The organism is Pseudarthrobacter cellobiosi, assembly GCF_023913815.1.
Classification (GTDB): domain Bacteria; phylum Actinomycetota; class Actinomycetes; order Actinomycetales; family Micrococcaceae; genus Arthrobacter; species Arthrobacter cellobiosi.
In genome coordinates, this window is the sequence record NZ_JAMXBK010000026.1 from 286,668 (window position 1) to 302,309 (window position 15,642).

Consider the following 15,642-nt stretch of genomic DNA (forward strand, 5'->3'; position numbering starts at 1 on the left):
TCACTCCGCCGCTGCGCTGGGCAGCGGCTCGCCTCCGAGGTCCGTCAGAAGTGACCCCTTGCGATGAACGTAGGAGCGAATTGTTTCGGCGCCTGCCCGGTTGGTTTCGAGACCGTTTCGGGGCGGCTCGCCGGGCCGGCCGGGAGTTGAGGCGCACGACAGCTGTGCGGGAGAAAACCGCGGGAATGCGGGCCCTGGGAGAGTTAACCTGCGGGAAATCTGCCGCGGCGTAACTTTGGCCCGGTAGCCGGACATAATCCGGCCCGGGCACGGATAACCGGCCCTGACCTGCGGATATACGCAGATCCAAGAAGCGGGAAGGCTGTCCAGGCGCCGGCGGGGCTTCCCCCGCCGCTTATTCGCCGAGCGCCCGGGGCCGCCAGACCACCACGGCCTGGGACCGCGCGCGGGGGCGCTGGCCGCGGGCCAGGCTCACCACATCGCCGGCGGCACCGGCCGCGAAGATCCGCGAATCAAGGGGATCACGACGGCGGCCCAGCTCCTCAGTCAGCTCGCTCACCCTGCGCTGCAGCGCGGCCACCTGGTTTTCGAGCTCAAGGATCCGTTTGATGCCTTCGAGCGACACGCCTTCGTGGGACAGCCGCTGGACTTCGCGCAGCATGTTGATGTCCCGCTGCGAATAGCGGCGCGACTTCCCCGGCGCCCGGCTGGGCGAGACAATGCCCAGCCGGTCATACTGCCGGAGCGTCTGCGGGTGCATATCCGCCAGTTCAGCCGCGACGGAGATCACGAAGATCGGCTGGTCTGCGCTGATGTCCACGGTCTGCTCCGTTGCTTAGAGCCGGGCCTTGGCGGCCAGGCCTTCACGGACATCGGCGTCGGCGGTGGCTTCGGCAAAGGCCTTCACGGCCGCTTCGGCTTCCTTGTTCAGGTTCTTCGGAACTGCGACGTCGATGGTCACCAGGAGATCGCCGGTGACCTTGGAGGTCTTCACGCCGTGGCCTTTGACCCGGAGCGTACGCCCCGAGGGCGTGCCGGCCGGAACGCGGACCTTGACGGTCTCGCCGTCGATGGTGGGGACCTGGATGTCGGCGCCCAAGGCAGCTTCCGGGAAGGTGACCGGGACATGGATGCGGAGGTTGTCGCCGTCGCGCGTGTAAAACTCGTGGGGCTTGACGGACACGGCCACCATGAGGTCGCCGTTGCCGGCGGGTCCTGGCTGGCCCTTGCCGCGGACGCGCACTTTCTGGCCGTCCTTGATGCCGGCGGGAACGCGGACGTCGATGACGTCACCGCTGGGTTCGCGCAGGCCGATAGTGGTGCCGCGGATGGACCCGGAGAAGGAAATGCTGGTGGTAGCCGTACGGTCGGCACCTTTCGAAGGCGGACGCTGGAAGCCCGTCTGGCCGCCGAAGCCGCCGCCGCCAAACAGGTCAGCAAACTCGGGCGGGATGCCGCCTGAGGTGTTGAACCCGCCGGGCTGACGCCGCGCGCCGCCGGTGAACAGGCCGCCGAACATGTCCTCGAAGCCGCCGTTACCGGCACCGGCACCGGCACCGCCGGGGGCAAAGCGCGCGCCGCCACCCATGGCCCGGATGGCGTCATACTGCTGGCGCTCGTCCGGATCAGACAGCACTGAATAGGCTTCGGAGATGTCCTTGAACTTCTTCTCCGACGCAACGTCTCCCGAGTTGGTGTCCGGGTGGTGCTGGCGGGCAAGTTTCCGGTAGGCCTTCTTGATGTCGGCGTCGGAAGCGTCCTTGGCGATACCAAGGATCGCGTAAAAGTCCTTGTCCACCCAATCCTGGCTAGCCAATGGCGTTTCCTTTCAAATCTCTGTGCCGAGATGGCAGTTCGCGGCAATGTTCTTGCGAAACACTGCCGCGAACTGCCATCTTGATGGGGTAATGCTAGGCCGGGACTGCGACGATGACCTGCGCTGCGCGGAGGACGCGTTCGCCTGACCGGTAGCCGGAGCGGAGGACCTGGCTGACGGTGTCAACCTCGATGTCCTCGCCCGGCTGCTGGATGAGGGCCTCGTGGATCGTGGGATCGAACTCCACTCCGGTCTCGTCAATGCGGACCAGGCCGTACGTCTTCAGCGCATTCTCCAGCTTGGTGGCGATCGCGGCGAACGGGCCGTCGGTCAGGTCACCGTGCTGGCGGGCAGCATCGACGTCGTCAAGCACCGGAAGCAGGGAGTTCAGGACGCCGATAACGGCCATCTCCCCTGCCACGGCCCGGTCGCGCTCAACGCGCTTGCGGTAGTTGACGTATTCAGCCTGGAGGCGGAGGAGATCGTTCTTCAGCTCGGCAGCTTCAGCGTGTCCTGCACCCTGTGCCACCGATTCCTCGGCGGGCACCTCGATGCCGTTCAGGATTTCCTCGGCCTGGGCGAGTGCATCGCCGTCGCTGTCCACAGGCTCGCCAACCGGGGGCTCGCCCACCGGAGACTCGCCGACCGGAGCGTCAGCGGGCTGCTCGCCCTCCGGGTGCCGGGCCTGCCCTGTCACCGGGTCAACCTTGCGGTTGTCCCGGATGACCGGCTCCTGGTTCGCGGATGAGTTGTGCTCGTCCTCGTTACCGTGGTGCGGCATGGCTACTTCTTCGCTTCGTCTTCGTCGATGATCTCGGCGTCGACGATGTCCTCATCAGCAGCCTTGTCGCCGGCGGGGGCGCCACCAGCGGCGCCTTCGGCACCGGCGGCACCGGTGGCACCGTCCGGCGAACCGGCCTGGGCGTAGATGGCTTCGCCGAGCTTCGACTGGGAAGCCTGGAGCTTCTCGAACGCGGTCTTCACGGCTGCGTCATCGGTGCCTTCGAGGGCCTTCTTGAGCTCGTCGACGTCGGCCTGGACCTCGGTCTTGACCTCTTCGGGCAGCTTGTCGGCGTTGTCGGCGATCAGCTTGTCCACGGAGTAGGCGAGCTGCTCGGCGGTGTTGCGGGTGTCGGTCGCCTCACGGCGGGCCTTGTCCTCGGCTGCGTGCTCCTCGGCGTCCTTGACCATGCGCTCAATGTCTTCCTTGGAGAGCGCGGTGCCACCGGTGATGGTCATGGACTGTTCCTTGCCGGTGCCCTTGTCCTTCGCGGAGACGTGGACGATGCCGTTGGCGTCGATGTCGAACGTGACCTCGACCTGCGGGACGCCGCGCGGAGCCGGCGCGATGCCGGTCAGCTCAAACGTGCCCAGCGGCTTGTTGTCGCGGGTGAACTCGCGCTCGCCCTGGAAGACCTGGATGGCCACGGACGGCTGGTTGTCATCAGCCGTGGTGAAGGTCTCGGACCGCTTCGTGGGGATGGCGGTGTTGCGCTCGATCAGGTGCGTCATCACGCCACCCTTGGTTTCGATGCCCAGGGACAGCGGGGTGACGTCGATCAGCAGGACGTCCTTGCGCTCACCCTTCAGAACGCCGGCCTGTAGTGCTGCGCCAACGGCTACAACTTCATCCGGGTTGACGCCCTTGTTCGGTTCCTTGCCGCCGGCCAGTTCCTTGACCAGGTCGTAGACAGCGGGCATACGGGTGGAACCGCCCACGAGGACGATGTGGTCGATCTCGGAGAGCTTGATGCCGGCTTCCTTGATGACGTCCTGGAACGGCTTCTTGGTGCGGTCCAGCAGGTCCTTGGTGAGGTCCTGGAACTTGGCGCGGGTCAGCTGCTCGTCCAGGTGGACCGGGCCATCGGGGGTGACGGAGAGGTACTGGAGCGAAACGTTGGTGCTGCTGGAAGAAGAGAGTTCCTTCTTGGCCTGCTCCGAGGCTTCACGCAGGCGCTGCAGGGCGATCTTGTCCTTGGACAGGTCAATGCCCTTGACCTTGAGCTGGTTCAGCAGGTAATCAACAACGCGCTGGTCCCAGTCGTCGCCGCCAAGGTGGTTGTCACCGGCGGTGGAGCGGACCTGGATGGTGGAGAAGTTGTCTTCATCCTTGCCGACTTCCAGCAGGGAGACATCGAAGGTTCCGCCGCCGAGGTCGAAGACCAGGATGAGCTCGTCTTCCTTGCCCTTGTCCAGGCCGTACGCCAGAGCGGCCGCGGTGGGCTCGTTGACGATGCGCAGGACGTTGAGGCCTGCGATTTCGCCGGCCTCCTTGGTGGCCTGGCGCTGGGCGTCGTTGAAGTACGCGGGAACGGTGACGACGGCGTCGGTGACCTTTTCGCCGAGGTAGGACTCGGCGTCGTTCTTCAGCTTCATCAGGATGCGTGCGGAGATTTCCTGCGCCGTGTACTTTTTGTCATCGATGGCGACGTTCCAGTCAGTGCCCATGTGGCGCTTGACGGAATGAATGGTGCGGTCGATGTTGTTGACGGCCTGGCGCTTGGCGATCTCGCCAACCAGGACTTCGCCGGACTTGGAGAATGCAACGACGGACGGCGTGGTGCGGCCGCCCTCGGCGTTGGCAATAACGGTGGGCTCGCCACCTTCGAGAACGGAGACGACGGAGTTGGTGGTTCCGAGGTCGATACCTACTGCACGTGACATGTGTTGCTTCCTTCTTTCCTTGGAAACTTGCTGGCGCTCGTGTTGAGCGTTCTGCACTCAAGTTTACTCAAGGCACAAGCGATGTCAATCCAAAGTTGAGCGGAGTGCGCTCAACTTTGGATTTTTGGGTCACGGCATCTTCAGCGAGCCCCCGGGATCCCGGGGTTTTCAGGCGGGAAATCCGCTTCCCTGGCAGTAGTTCGCTGTGCGTGAACGGCCGCTACCGGTTCTTGTCCTCGTCCACTTCCACCTCGCGGGCGCTGTCAACAGAGCCGGCCTCGCCGTAGTCGCCTTCGGGATAGTCGCCCTCCTCGGGCTGGTTCTCCGCGCCGCCTACGACGCCGGCCTCGCCGTAGTCGCCTTCCTCATACTGGCCACCCTCACCCTCCAACCCGGGCTCGGTGCTGCCCTTGCGGCGATCTTCTTCAGGTGCGGTGTTCTCACTCATGACGTGATCTCTCCTTTGAGTTTCCGCGTCCATCCGGGCGCATTTGGAGTCTACCCATCCGGAGGCGGGCTAAACAGGGGTGGCCGCAGACTTCAGGGCGTCCCGCGGGTTTCTGTCAGGCACGAGCCCGGCCATCCCCGCGAGGACGGTGAGGTGGTGTTCAAAGAGTTCGTCCCGGGCGCGGAACGTATCCGCCCCATATTGGCCAAAGACCTCGAAACTCACGGCCCCGAAGAGCGACGTCCACACGAGGGCACCGTTCGCCTGGAGTTCTTCCGGCATGGCGAGCCCAAGTTCGCTGCGGATCGCTTCCAGGTCGGCGGACAGGGCAGAAGGTATGACGGCGGTGCGCGCCGTCGTCACGGTCAGGGCACCTGCCCGGTAGGCGCCGTCGAGAATGCCGATCAGGCGGTAGATCACGCGCGTTCCCGGGGGTGTGGTCTGGACCGAGGGAGCCTGGTAGCCGGGGACCGGACTCCCGAAAAGGAGACCGTACCGGGCCGGTTCCCGTAGGGCCCATGTCCTGACAGCCCGGCCGAGCGCCTTGAACCTGCCATCGAAGTCGCGCTCCGGCAACGCGTTCACCGCGGCATCCACGGCGTCGCCGAGCTCGCTGTAGGCGTCCACCAGAAGCAGCGTGAGAAGCTCGTCGCGGTTGGCCACGTACCGGTAGACCGCGGAGGAGACCACGCCAAGATCCCTTGCAACGGCACGGAGGGACAGGGCTGCCGCGCCGTGCGTTGCCAAGTGGCCCCTGCCCAGCCTGACGATGTCAGCAATGGTCTGGGCCCGGGCGCGCTCCCGCGGCGTCCGAAGGATGGTTTCCGCGTCCGCGGCAGGGTCATTCATTGGTCCAGCATCGCACAAAGCAGAGCAGTGCTCTCAATTGCGAATCCTGAAGGGGAAGTCATGAACGGTGTATACGTAGTAACGGGCGCGGGGCCTGTGGGCTGGACGGTTGCAGAACAGCTCGCCAAGCAGGGGAAAAACGTCAGGATCCTCACCCGCTCCGGCAGCGGCCCCGACCACCCGCTGGTGGAACGGGTGAAGGCCGACGTCCAGAATGCCGCCCAACTGCGGGACGTCTTCGCGGGCGCCACCGCCGTCTTCCACTGCATCCACGGCTCCTCCTACACCGTGGATGCGTGGCAAGCAGAACTGCCCCGCAGCGATCAAACGGTGCTGTCCGCAGCAGGCGAGGCAGGCGCCGTCGTCGTTTTTCCGGAAAGCCTTTTCTCGTACAGCGAGCCTGAACGCCCCATGGTCGAGGCGGGTCCGCGGACTGCCGAGGGCCGCAAGCGGGGTGTCCGCACCAAACTCCTGGCGGCGCGGGACGCCTCTCCGACCAACACTGTCAGCGTGGTTGCCGGCGATTTCTTTGGCCCTCGGGTGCGAACCTCACATGCCGGCGAGCGCATGGTCCCCACGGTGCTGGCCGGCAAGAAACTCTGGGTCATCGGGGGCACCAATCAGCCCCATTCATTCACCTACGTTCCGGACCTGGCGGCCGCGATGATCCATGCCGCGGGGACGCCGTCGCTGTGGAACAAGGTGTGGCACGCGCCCACGGGTCCGGCGGTCACGCAGCGGCAGCTCGCCACCGCGTTCACCGAGGCTGGCGGCGTACAGGCGCCGAAGCTGGGAGCCATACCGGGCTGGGCGCTGCGGGGAATGGGCGTGTTCTCGAAGGACGTCCGCGAACTTGCCGAAATACTTTATCAGTTCGAGCAGCCGTTTGTGATGGAATCGGCCGCCAGCGAGGCAGCGTTTGGCCTGCGGCCGACACCCCCGGCCGAGGCAGCCGCTGCCACGGTAGCCTGGTGGCGCGCGCAGGGGTGAGGCCCACCCGTCAGGCAGAGTCCGTGTCACGCGGAGCAGGCTTTGGGCCCCCCGAAAAAGCGAAGCCGCGGGATTTCGGGGCCGTGCCGTTCGTCGGCAGCCAAAAGCGTGCCTGGCGTGACGGGGTCATCGTCCTAGCGGCGACCGGCGTCCTCTGCGGGTTCCAGATCGGTGTCCAAGGCACTGGCGGCCAGCACGCCAGCATCCCGCCGCACCGCAACATCCAGCTCCGGCCTGCCGAGCTTGCCCGGCCACCAGATGCGCGGGCCGATGTCGTGCGCCAGGGCGGGGACCAGCAGCGAGCGGACCAGCACGGTGTCCAGCAGGACGCCGAACGCCACAATGAAGGCCAGCTGCACCAGGAACATGATGGGGATGACGCCCAGGGCTGCGAACGTGGCAGCCAGCACCACGCCGGCCGAGGTGATCACTCCGCCGGTCACGCCGAGTCCGCGCAGGATGCCCGGCCGGGTCCCGTGTTTCAGCGACTCTTCCCGCACACGGCTCATTAGGAAGATGTTGTAGTCCACGCCCAGGGCCACCAGGAACACAAACCCGAACAACGGGACGGTGGCGTCGGCACCCGGGAAGCCGAGGATGTTGTTGAAAACCAGCGCCGAGACGCCCATGGCCGCCCCGTAGGACAGCACCACCGAAAGCACCAACAGGACCGGCGCCAAGACAGATCGCAGCAGCAGCATCAGGATGAGCAGGATGACCGCCAGCACGATGGGGATGATGATCGCCAGGTCGCGCTGGGCGGTGGTGTTGGTGTCCAGCGCAGTGGCGGTCACGCCGCCAACCAGCGCGCCGGCGTCGACCGTTTTTACCTCCTCGCGCAGCGCCTTGACTGCATCCTCTGCCTCAATGGAATCCGCGGCGTAGTTAAGCGTGGCGTTGATCAGCACCTTGCCGTCGTGGACGTCCGGTGCGCCGGGAGTGCTTGGAGCGCCGGGGGCTGCTGGTTCGCTGGAAATAATCGGTACCCCGCCTCCAGCCAGGAGATAGGCGTCCCCCACCCCGTCGGCCGCTTTGACTTTTGCCAGCACTTCATCGGCTTTGCTTTCGTCCGCAATTACGACGGCGGGGCTGCCGCTGCCGGCGTCGAAATGCCGCGCCAGCGCGTCCTGTCCGTCCACCGCATTGGACGCGGTGAGGATGACGTCGGTCTGCGGCACGCCGTTGGCCTTCAGCTGAAGCACCCCGGCCGAAGCCACCAGCAAGAGGAGGACCGACGCGACCCAGACCGTGCGCGGGCGGCGGGAGACCAGCGAACCCGTGGCCCGCCAGATGCCCTTCTGCCCCTCCAGGCCGGTGACCAGCTCGGGCTCACGCTCGCCTGCCAGAACCAGCCTGGGGCGGAACGGCCAGAACGCGGCCCGGCCCAAGAGCGCCATCAGAGCGGGCAACAGCGTCAGCGCGGCGAAGAGCGCGCAGAGAATGCCAGCAGCCGCAACAGGGCCCAACGCCTTGTTGGAGTTCAGGTCGGAGAACAGCAGGCAGAGCAAGGCGATGATGACGGTGGCGCCGGAAGCCAGGATGGGTTCGAACGACGCTTTCCACGCAGTCAGCACGGCTTCGGTCCGGTTGCGGGTATGGGTCAGGGCCTCGCGGAACCGCGCCACGTACAGCAGGGCATAGTCCGTGGCCGCGCCGATCACCAGGATGGACAGGATGCCCTGGCTCTGGCCGCTCAACTGGATCCAGCCGAGCTTGGCCATGCCGAACACCAGCAGGATGGCGGCGCAAAGCGCAAAGACGGAAGTGAGCAGCACGGCGAGGGGCAGGAGGAGCGAGCGGTAGACGGCCAGCAGGATCAGGAAGACCGCACCGAGTGCCACCAGGAGCAGGATGCCGTCGATGCCGGCGAACGCGCTGACCAGGTCTGCCGTCAGGCCCGCGGGGCCGGTGACGAAGGTCTGCATGCCTTGAGGTGCGGATTCCGCCAGGAAGGCCCGCAACTCCTGGACGGATTCCTTCAGCTCGTCGGAGGACCCGATCGGGGCGATGAACTGGACCGCTTTCCCGTCCTCGGACGGGATGGGGCCGATCACCGCGCTGCCCAGCTCCAGGCCCTCCAGCCCACTCTTCAGGGATGCCAGTTCGCCAAGCTCCGCGGGGCTGATGGCAGCGTGGTTCTCGACGACGATGACCGCCGGCACTTCGCCTGAATCGCGGAACTTCGTCTGCCAGTCCTGCGCAGCGGTGGCTTCGGCGCTGGCCGGAAGGAAGGAAGCCTGGTCATTCGAGGAGACCTCGTCGAGCCGGCCGAACGTGGGTCCGCCCACCCCGGCGATGGCCAGCCAAATGAGCACCAACAAAACGGGAAGGAGCCAGCGAAGCCAGAACGGAACCCTCGCACTGTGTTGGGGACGGGATTTCATGATTCCTGCTTCGCTCGGGGTGGCCGCGGTAGACTTTATTCCATCCTAGAGTATCTCTACCATGGAGATAAATACTCTGACCGAGATTCCTGTTCGGGACTCCGTTTCAGGCATCGCTGCCGTAATATCCGTCAGGGCACCAGGCCCGATCACGGGCACCAGGCAAGCGAGTGGAGGAGGTCGGACATGACGGACGAAGCGTTCCAGCGCCCACCGGACTCCGCACCCTTCGCCCTGGTCCGCCTGCTGCAGGACTTCACACTGGAGGCCAACCGCTACGTGGACACCGCCGGCGGCCGCAACGACATGCACCGCACGGACCTCAATGCGCTCGCGGTGATCATGCGGCACACCGCCAAGGGCCTGGTGGTCACGCCGGGCATCCTGCGCAAGGAACTCAACCTCAGCTCGCCCGCCACCACCGCCCTCATCGACCGGCTGGACAGTTCAGGGCACGTGGTCAGGGAACGTCTCGGCGCGGACCGGCGACAGGTCCAGCTGCGCATGACACCCAAGGCCTTCCAGGACGGCAGAGCCATGTTCATGCCACTTTCCCTCCACATGGGTTCTGCAATGGCGGGCTTCTCCCCCGAAGAGCTGGAGCTCGTCAGCCGGTTTATGACCGCCATGGTGGACGCCACCGTCGCGGCCCGCGAGGAAGCCGCCGACGACGGCCCCGCCTCCCCTCCCCCGCCCAAGTAGGTCGGGTTCCGTCCGTTTTTCACTGCGGAGGGGTAGCGTCTCATTATGAGTACGCAGCAGCCTGACGACGACGATGTGTACACCCACGGCCACCACGAGTCGGTGGTCCGCGCCCACGCCTCCAGGACCGCGGAGAACTCCGCGGCCTTTGTCATTCCCCACCTCACGCCCGGGGTTTCAGTGCTCGACGTCGGCTGCGGCCCTGGGAGCATCACCTGCGATTTCGCGGGGCTGGTGTCGCCCGGAAAGGTCACCGGCCTGGACCGGTCACCGGACATCATCGCCCAGGCCACGGCACTGGCCGCCGAGCGCGGCGTGGCCAATGCCGAGTTCCTGGCCGGCAACATCTACGACCTCGACTTCGAGGACGAAACGTTCGACGTCGTCCATGCCCACCAGGTGCTCCAGCACCTCACCGACCCGGTGGAAGCGTTGCGCGAGATGCGCCGGGTGGCGAAGCCGGGCGGCATTGTGGCAGTGCGCGATGCTGATTTCCACGGCATGAGCTGGTACCCCGCCATCCCTGAGCTGGACGAATGGATGGACCTGTACCAGCGGATCGCCCGCCGCAACGGAGCCGAGCCCGACGCCGGCCGCCGGCTCGTGTCCTGGGTCCAATCCGCAGGCTTCGGCGACGTGGCCCCCACCAGCAGCAACTGGCTGTATGCCACCGGGCAGCAACGGAGATGGCAGGCCCGGGTCTGGGGTGAGCGGGTGCTGCACTCGGCCTTCGCGGAGCAGGCCCTTGAATACGGCTTCGCAAATCCAGCAGACTTGGCCCGGATTTCGGCTGGCTGGCACCGCTGGGGATCCACAGACGACGGCTGGTTCCTGATCCCGAACGGTGAGGTCATCGCCCGGGCGTAGGAGCATGGGCCGCCGTTGTCCACACACGGCAATTGCCCTGTTCCGGCCGGCAGCAAGCCGCAAATAGCCTCGAACCATGATCATTCAAGCAGGCTTCGACCTCCAGATTCTTGTCCGCCCGCTCATTATTCAGGAGGGAAGGGTCCTCCCCAAACTTGTGGTGATCGGCCTCGATGCCGACATGCAGCTGGACGGCATCAACGTCGTCAGTGACGAGTTTGCAGGATCATTGGAACCGCATCACGATGCGATTCTGGACTGGATGGATCTCGACTGGACCAGATATTTTGCTATTGCCCATGCAGGAATCTGGCCTGAAAACGACTACTACTCCGAGTCTCCGATCCTCCAAGAGGCCAAAACATTGAAGGCAGCTGCGGCTCAGCGCGGACTCCGAATGATCGGGCATTTTGGCCTCAACGAAACCGGGTATTTGTCTGACGGGCCACACTCGTACTTCGACCAGTACGGACTCAGCGAGGATCTCCCACCCACCAGGTCCCACTGGGTGAATTCAAAGTACGGCAAGTGTGCCAACATGCCCGAAACTCAATGAGACCTTTAGTTTGAAGACGAGGTTGAGATGCGAACTGAAGTATTTGCTGGTCCCACCCACCGCGTGGCCATTCCAGCGACCACCTTGATGACGGCACTAAACTTGGCAGGTGCAATTCTCCCTTTGGCTCGCCCTCGCGGGCGCCGGTGTCCTGATCAGTTTCACGCCGGGCGCCGGTGCCATCAACACCATGAGCAACTCGCTGACGTCCGGGTTCCGCCGCTCCATCTGGGGCATCCTTGGCCAGCAGGCAGCCCTGGTTGTCCACGTAGTGATCGTGGCGTTGGGCGTTGGCGTCCTGGTGGCAAGCTCTCCGGCGGCCTTCAACGTGATCCGCTATGCCGGAGCCGCCTACCTGGTGTACCTGGGCATCCGCCAGTTCCTGAGCAAACCGAAGCCGGACCAGGAACAGGCCGCCGCCCTCCGGAACGAGCCTGCCTGGTCAATGTTCCGGCGCGGCCTGTGGGTCAACCTGCTCAATCCGAAGGCGATCGTTTTCTTCCTCGCGTTTATGCCACAGTTCATCCGCCCGGAACAGCCGCTCCTGCCGCAGTACCTTGTGCTCACAGCTACCGTGGTGGTCATCGACATCCTGGTCATGTGGTTCTTCTTCGCCTTTGCCGCCAAGTCCTTCCAGCGCTTCACGCACAACGCCCGCGGCCAAAAGATTCTTAGCCGGATCTTCGGAGTGCTCTTTGTGGCGGTGGGAATTCTCCTCGCCCTGATCCACTAGGCCTGATCCACCGGGCCTGACCTACTGGGCCTGATCCGCCAGAAAGCCCCACTCACCTCACCTGTCTGACATTTTGCCCGGCACATGGTCACGAAGTGGCCACCTGCCGGACATAAATGCCTCGATCAATAAATGCTTGAGGCAACCAAATCCCCCACATCGACAGAATCCGGCACTGATCACGCCCCGGTACCACCAACCCGGCGCTGGCCGCCGAAGCGAAAATCGCGCGGCTTGCCGTCACGATCTTCCCGGCGCTGGTGGTTGTGGCAGGCGTCGCCGGCTTCCTTATGCCGGCAGCGTTCCAGCCGCTGGGGCCCAGCGTCCCCTACCTGCTGGGCATCATCATGTTCTGCATGGGCCTGACCCTGACCCCGCCGGATTTTGCCTCGGTGGCGAAGCGCCCATGGGCAGTGGTTCTGGGCATCGTGGCGCACTACGTGATCATGCCCGGCGCTGGATGGCTGATTGCCGTGGCGCTCCAGCTTTCGCCGGAGCTTGCCGTAGGCCTGATCCTGGTGGGCTGCGCACCATCCGGCACAGCCTCCAACGTGATGGCATTCCTGGCCAAGGGGGACGTGGCGCTGTCCGTAGCCGTGGCCTCGGTATCCACCTTGATCGCACCGGGGTTACGCCGCTGCTGGTCCTCTTCCTGGCCGGATCGTTCCTGGAAATCGACGCCGGGAGCATGGTTCTGGACATCGTCAAGACGGTTCTCCTGCCCGTCATCGCGGGGCTGCTGGCGCGGCTGTTCTTCAAGAACCTCATCGCCAAGCTGCTGCCTCCACTGCCGTGGGCATCCGCCGTCGTAATTTCCTTCATTGTTGCGATTGTTGTGGCGGGCAGCGCCTCCAAGATCGTGGCCGCGGGCGGCATTGTGTTCCTCGCAGTGGCTCTCCACAACGGCTTCGGCCTGGGCCTGGGCTACCCGGCCGGCAAACTGGGCCGGCTGGACGATAAGGCACGCCGGGCCCTCGCCTTTGAGGTCGGCATGCAGAACTCCGGCCTGGCAGCCAAGCTGGCCACCGCGCACTTCACCCCGCTTGCCGCATTGCCGTCCGCCGTTTTCTCACTCTGGCACAACATCTCCGGCGCGATCGTGGCAGCGTGGCTGGCGCGGCGCCCGCTGCGGGACTCCTAGCAAGGACTGCCTTGAGGCATCGTCGCGCATGTCCGCACCGTCCTCGGCCAGGCTGCGCCGCGACAGCAGCTGACGCAGCAGCAGGTACGCTCTATTTCATGACCCCCGCACCTGTGATCATCGCCATTGACGGGCGATCCGGCGCAGGCAAGACCACTCTGGCCATCGAACTCGCCGCGCGGCTACGGAACCATCACAAAGTCGCGCTCTTCCACCTTGAGGACATCTACCCGGGCTGGAACGGCCTCACCGCGGGCATCGAACGCTACGTTTCCACCGTGCTCACGCCGTTGAGCCGCGCCGAGCCCGCCACCTGGACCAGCTGGGACTGGGACAGGCATTACGACGGCGACACCCGGGTCACGCTGCCCGCCGAGATCGTGGTCATTGAGGGAGTGGGGGCGGCCGCCGCCGACGCCAGGCCCCTGCTCAGCGCTGTCATCTGGGCCGACTCGCCAGACGACATCCGACGGAAGCGGGCCTTGGACCGCGACGGCGGCACCTATGAACCGTTTTGGGACCAGTGGGCTGAGCAGGAAGACGCGTGGCTCGCAGCCGACGACGTCCCCCACGAAGCCGATATCCGCGTACTCAACAATGCCGACGGTTCCGCGCCCGCGGACGTGCTGCAGGCCCTCGCGTACCTGCCCGCGCTCGGACCGGCGCTTGTTCCCGAGCTTGCCGCCCGCCGCGGCCTCAGGCTACGCGCAGAACGGCTGGACGCCAGGCCGGACGCCGCCGCCCTCTTCGAGAACCTCTACGGCGGATCAGCGAACACCGTCTGGCTGGACTCCTCCAACGCAGACATCACCAACTCGGACTCCTCCAGCGCGTCCACCGGCGCACTCGCCAACACACCCGCCGGGCCGCCCGCGGAGCAGTCGCTCGCGCCGTCGCCCGCCACCGAGCGCAGCCGCTTCAGCATCCTCGCGGACGACGGCGGGACGTACGGCCAGGCGGTCACGCACCGGTCCGGCGAAAGCGTCATCACGGCAGGCTCCGCCACGGCGCGCGTGCCGGGACCGTTTTTCCGCTGGCTGGACACAGTCTGGGGACGCAGGGCTGTCCGCACGCCGGACGGCTACCCGGGCGACTTCACCCTGGGCTGGCTGGGCTGCCTGGGCTATGAGCTCAAACGCGAAACCGGCGGAACGGACGTGGCGGCGCCGACTCCCGACGCGGCCCTGATCTTCGCGGGCCGAGCCGTCGTTTTGGACCACGTTGAAGGAACGGCCTGGCTCCTTGCCCTGGAAGCGCCCGACGCCGACAGCTGGCTGACCGACGCCCGTGCCGCCGTCGCCGCGACAACCCACAGCACGCCAAGCTTCGGCTCACAAACCATCGGTGAGACAACCACGCACGCCGGCGCTAGCAACGGCGTCGTACGTCCCGTTGGGCCCGCGTTCAGCAGCCGCGACACGGAGCCCTCCTACCTGGCCAAAATCGCGGCCGCCCAGCACGAAATCCGTGAGGGGAACTCGTACGAGGTGTGCCTGACCACCACGCTCACGGCCCGCCTGTCTGCCGCCGAGGCGGCCCCCTGGCCCACGTACCTCGCGCTGCGGCGGAAGAATCCGGCACCGTTCGCCAGCTACCTGCGGTTTGGCGGGCTGACGGTGGCCAGCACGTCGCCGGAGCGGTTCCTGAGGATAACGTCCGACGGCGGCATGCGCGCCGAACCGATCAAGGGGACCCGCCGCCGGGGTGCTGATCCGGAACGTGACAGGCAGCTGCGGGAGGACTTGGCGGCCTCGCTGAAGGACCGGGCGGAGAACATCATGATTGTGGACCTGCTGCGGAACGATCTCAGCCACTTCGCGGAGCCCGGGTCGGTGACGGTCAGCAGGCTGTGCGAGATCGAAAGCTACGCCACGGTGCACCAGATGGTGAGCACCATCGACGCGCGGCTCCTGCCCGGCTCGCCGCGGGCCGAGGCGGTGGCCGCATGTTTCCCAGCCGGTTCCATGACCGGCGCCCCGAAAATCAGCACCATGGCAATCCTGGACCGACTGGAGGAAGGCCCGCGTGGCCTGTATTCAGGCGCGATCGGCTATTTTTCCCTCAACGGGGCCACGGACCTGGCGGTGGCGATTCGCACCCTGGTAACCACGGCGGAGGCCGGGGACGGCAGCGAACAAGCGGCGACGGCGGAACTCACGCTCGGCGTCGGCGGCGCCATCACTGCCGACTCGGTACCTGACGAGGAGTACGACGAAATCCGCGTGAAGGCGCACGGTGTGCTTTCCGCGCTGGGTGCGGACTTTCCTGGCGGCTAGGGAGGCCTGATGACGGCGACGGCTTCCCGCCGTAGGTGACCAGCGCACCGGTCAGGGCAATGGCCAGCGCTGCTGCGAGGATGGCCAGGACAGGATTGACCCAGTCCGGAACCGTGTCATACAGGTGGTTGCATCTGTTATGCAACGGGAAGTACAGGGTCCCGTCGCGCTCATGTCGAAGGCGGTAGTTGATGTCCAGCTCCGGCCGGCGACCGCACATGTTCCATCGAGGGCCTGGGCAAAAGCGGAGGCCTG

The 15,642-nt window shown here is 65.7% G+C and carries 13 protein-coding genes and 1 pseudogene; 7 read left to right on the forward strand and 7 right to left on the reverse strand.

Annotated elements, in window-relative coordinates:
- Positions 1 to 355: 355 nt before the first annotated feature.
- The 6 genes from NG701_RS15115 to NG701_RS15140 all read right to left on the reverse strand — a co-directional run bounded on the left by NG701_RS15115 (position 356) and on the right by NG701_RS15140 (position 5,738).
- Entirely contained in the window at positions 356 to 781 is a 426-nt protein-coding gene (locus NG701_RS15115; RefSeq protein WP_308292606.1) for a heat shock protein transcriptional repressor HspR, read from the reverse strand.
- Positions 782 to 796: 15 nt separating this feature from the next.
- Complete coding sequence (locus NG701_RS15120; RefSeq protein WP_252568619.1) at positions 797 to 1,777, reverse strand: DnaJ C-terminal domain-containing protein; 981 nt, start codon at positions 1,775 to 1,777, stop codon at positions 797 to 799.
- A gap of 94 nt (positions 1,778 to 1,871) precedes the next feature.
- Entirely contained in the window at positions 1,872 to 2,558 is a 687-nt protein-coding gene (locus NG701_RS15125) for a nucleotide exchange factor GrpE (RefSeq protein ID WP_252568620.1), read from the reverse strand.
- A gap of 2 nt (positions 2,559 to 2,560) precedes the next feature.
- The gene (dnaK, locus tag NG701_RS15130; RefSeq protein WP_252568621.1) at positions 2,561 to 4,441 is read right to left on the reverse strand and encodes a molecular chaperone DnaK; all 1,881 of its coding nucleotides are present in this window, start codon (positions 4,439 to 4,441) and stop codon (positions 2,561 to 2,563) included.
- Positions 4,442 to 4,661: 220 nt separating this feature from the next.
- Positions 4,662 to 4,889 (reverse strand): hypothetical protein, encoded by a 228-nt coding sequence (locus NG701_RS15135; protein ID WP_252568622.1) that lies wholly within the window; start codon positions 4,887 to 4,889, stop codon positions 4,662 to 4,664.
- A gap of 69 nt (positions 4,890 to 4,958) precedes the next feature.
- On the reverse strand, positions 4,959 to 5,738 hold the full coding sequence (locus tag NG701_RS15140; RefSeq protein ID WP_252568623.1) for a TetR/AcrR family transcriptional regulator: 780 nt from the start codon (positions 5,736 to 5,738) through the stop codon (positions 4,959 to 4,961).
- A 60-nt stretch (positions 5,739 to 5,798) separates the two neighbouring features.
- Between NG701_RS15140 and NG701_RS15145 the strand changes: the two genes are divergently transcribed.
- Positions 5,799 to 6,728 (forward strand): NAD-dependent epimerase/dehydratase family protein, encoded by a 930-nt coding sequence (locus NG701_RS15145; protein ID WP_252568624.1) that lies wholly within the window; start codon positions 5,799 to 5,801, stop codon positions 6,726 to 6,728.
- Between the two features lie 134 nt (positions 6,729 to 6,862).
- On the opposite strand, the gene NG701_RS15150 is transcribed toward NG701_RS15145, so the two are convergent.
- The gene (locus NG701_RS15150; protein WP_252568625.1) at positions 6,863 to 9,112 is read right to left on the reverse strand and encodes an MMPL family transporter; all 2,250 of its coding nucleotides are present in this window, start codon (positions 9,110 to 9,112) and stop codon (positions 6,863 to 6,865) included.
- A 186-nt stretch (positions 9,113 to 9,298) separates the two neighbouring features.
- Between NG701_RS15150 and NG701_RS15155 the strand changes: the two genes are divergently transcribed.
- The 6 genes and pseudogenes from NG701_RS15155 (at position 9,299) to NG701_RS15180 (ending at position 15,387) form a co-directional block, all read left to right on the forward strand.
- On the forward strand, positions 9,299 to 9,814 hold the full coding sequence (locus NG701_RS15155) for a MarR family winged helix-turn-helix transcriptional regulator (protein WP_252568626.1): 516 nt from the start codon (positions 9,299 to 9,301) through the stop codon (positions 9,812 to 9,814).
- A gap of 45 nt (positions 9,815 to 9,859) precedes the next feature.
- Positions 9,860 to 10,681 carry a methyltransferase domain-containing protein gene (locus NG701_RS15160; protein ID WP_252568627.1) on the forward strand — a complete coding sequence of 274 codons (822 nt, stop codon included), beginning with the start codon at positions 9,860 to 9,862 and terminating at the stop codon, positions 10,679 to 10,681.
- 76 nt (positions 10,682 to 10,757) lie between these two features.
- Positions 10,758 to 11,237 carry a hypothetical protein gene (locus tag NG701_RS15165; protein ID WP_252568628.1) on the forward strand — a complete coding sequence of 160 codons (480 nt, stop codon included), beginning with the start codon at positions 10,758 to 10,760 and terminating at the stop codon, positions 11,235 to 11,237.
- Between the two features lie 109 nt (positions 11,238 to 11,346).
- Positions 11,347 to 11,970 carry a LysE family transporter gene (locus NG701_RS15170; RefSeq protein WP_252568629.1) on the forward strand — a complete coding sequence of 208 codons (624 nt, stop codon included), beginning with the start codon at positions 11,347 to 11,349 and terminating at the stop codon, positions 11,968 to 11,970.
- Between the two features lie 132 nt (positions 11,971 to 12,102).
- Positions 12,103 to 13,111: pseudogene (locus NG701_RS15175) on the forward strand (bile acid:sodium symporter family protein).
- 98 nt (positions 13,112 to 13,209) lie between these two features.
- Complete coding sequence (locus NG701_RS15180) at positions 13,210 to 15,387, forward strand: chorismate-binding protein (RefSeq protein ID WP_252568630.1); 2,178 nt, start codon at positions 13,210 to 13,212, stop codon at positions 15,385 to 15,387.
- Positions 15,388 to 15,642: the final 255 nt, after the last annotated feature.

Bases quoted from the DNA above. Each gene is read 5' to 3' on its own strand.
- NG701_RS15165 (WP_252568628.1), top strand. From the start codon at position 10,758: ATGATCATTCAAGCAGGCTTCGACCTCCAGATTCTTGTCCGCCCGCTC.
- NG701_RS15135 (WP_252568622.1), bottom strand. From the start codon at position 4,889: ATGAGTGAGAACACCGCACCTGAAGAAGATCGCCGCAAGGGCAGCACC.
- NG701_RS15155 (WP_252568626.1), top strand. From the start codon at position 9,299: ATGACGGACGAAGCGTTCCAGCGCCCACCGGACTCCGCACCCTTCGCC.
- dnaK (WP_252568621.1), bottom strand. From the start codon at position 4,441: ATGTCACGTGCAGTAGGTATCGACCTCGGAACCACCAACTCCGTCGTC.
- NG701_RS15140 (WP_252568623.1), bottom strand. From the start codon at position 5,738: ATGAATGACCCTGCCGCGGACGCGGAAACCATCCTTCGGACGCCGCGG.
- NG701_RS15145 (WP_252568624.1), top strand. From the start codon at position 5,799: ATGAACGGTGTATACGTAGTAACGGGCGCGGGGCCTGTGGGCTGGACG.
- NG701_RS15160 (WP_252568627.1), top strand. From the start codon at position 9,860: ATGAGTACGCAGCAGCCTGACGACGACGATGTGTACACCCACGGCCAC.
- NG701_RS15180 (WP_252568630.1), top strand. From the start codon at position 13,210: ATGACCCCCGCACCTGTGATCATCGCCATTGACGGGCGATCCGGCGCA.
- NG701_RS15150 (WP_252568625.1), bottom strand. From the start codon at position 9,112: ATGAAATCCCGTCCCCAACACAGTGCGAGGGTTCCGTTCTGGCTTCGC.
- NG701_RS15125 (WP_252568620.1), bottom strand. From the start codon at position 2,558: ATGCCGCACCACGGTAACGAGGACGAGCACAACTCATCCGCGAACCAG.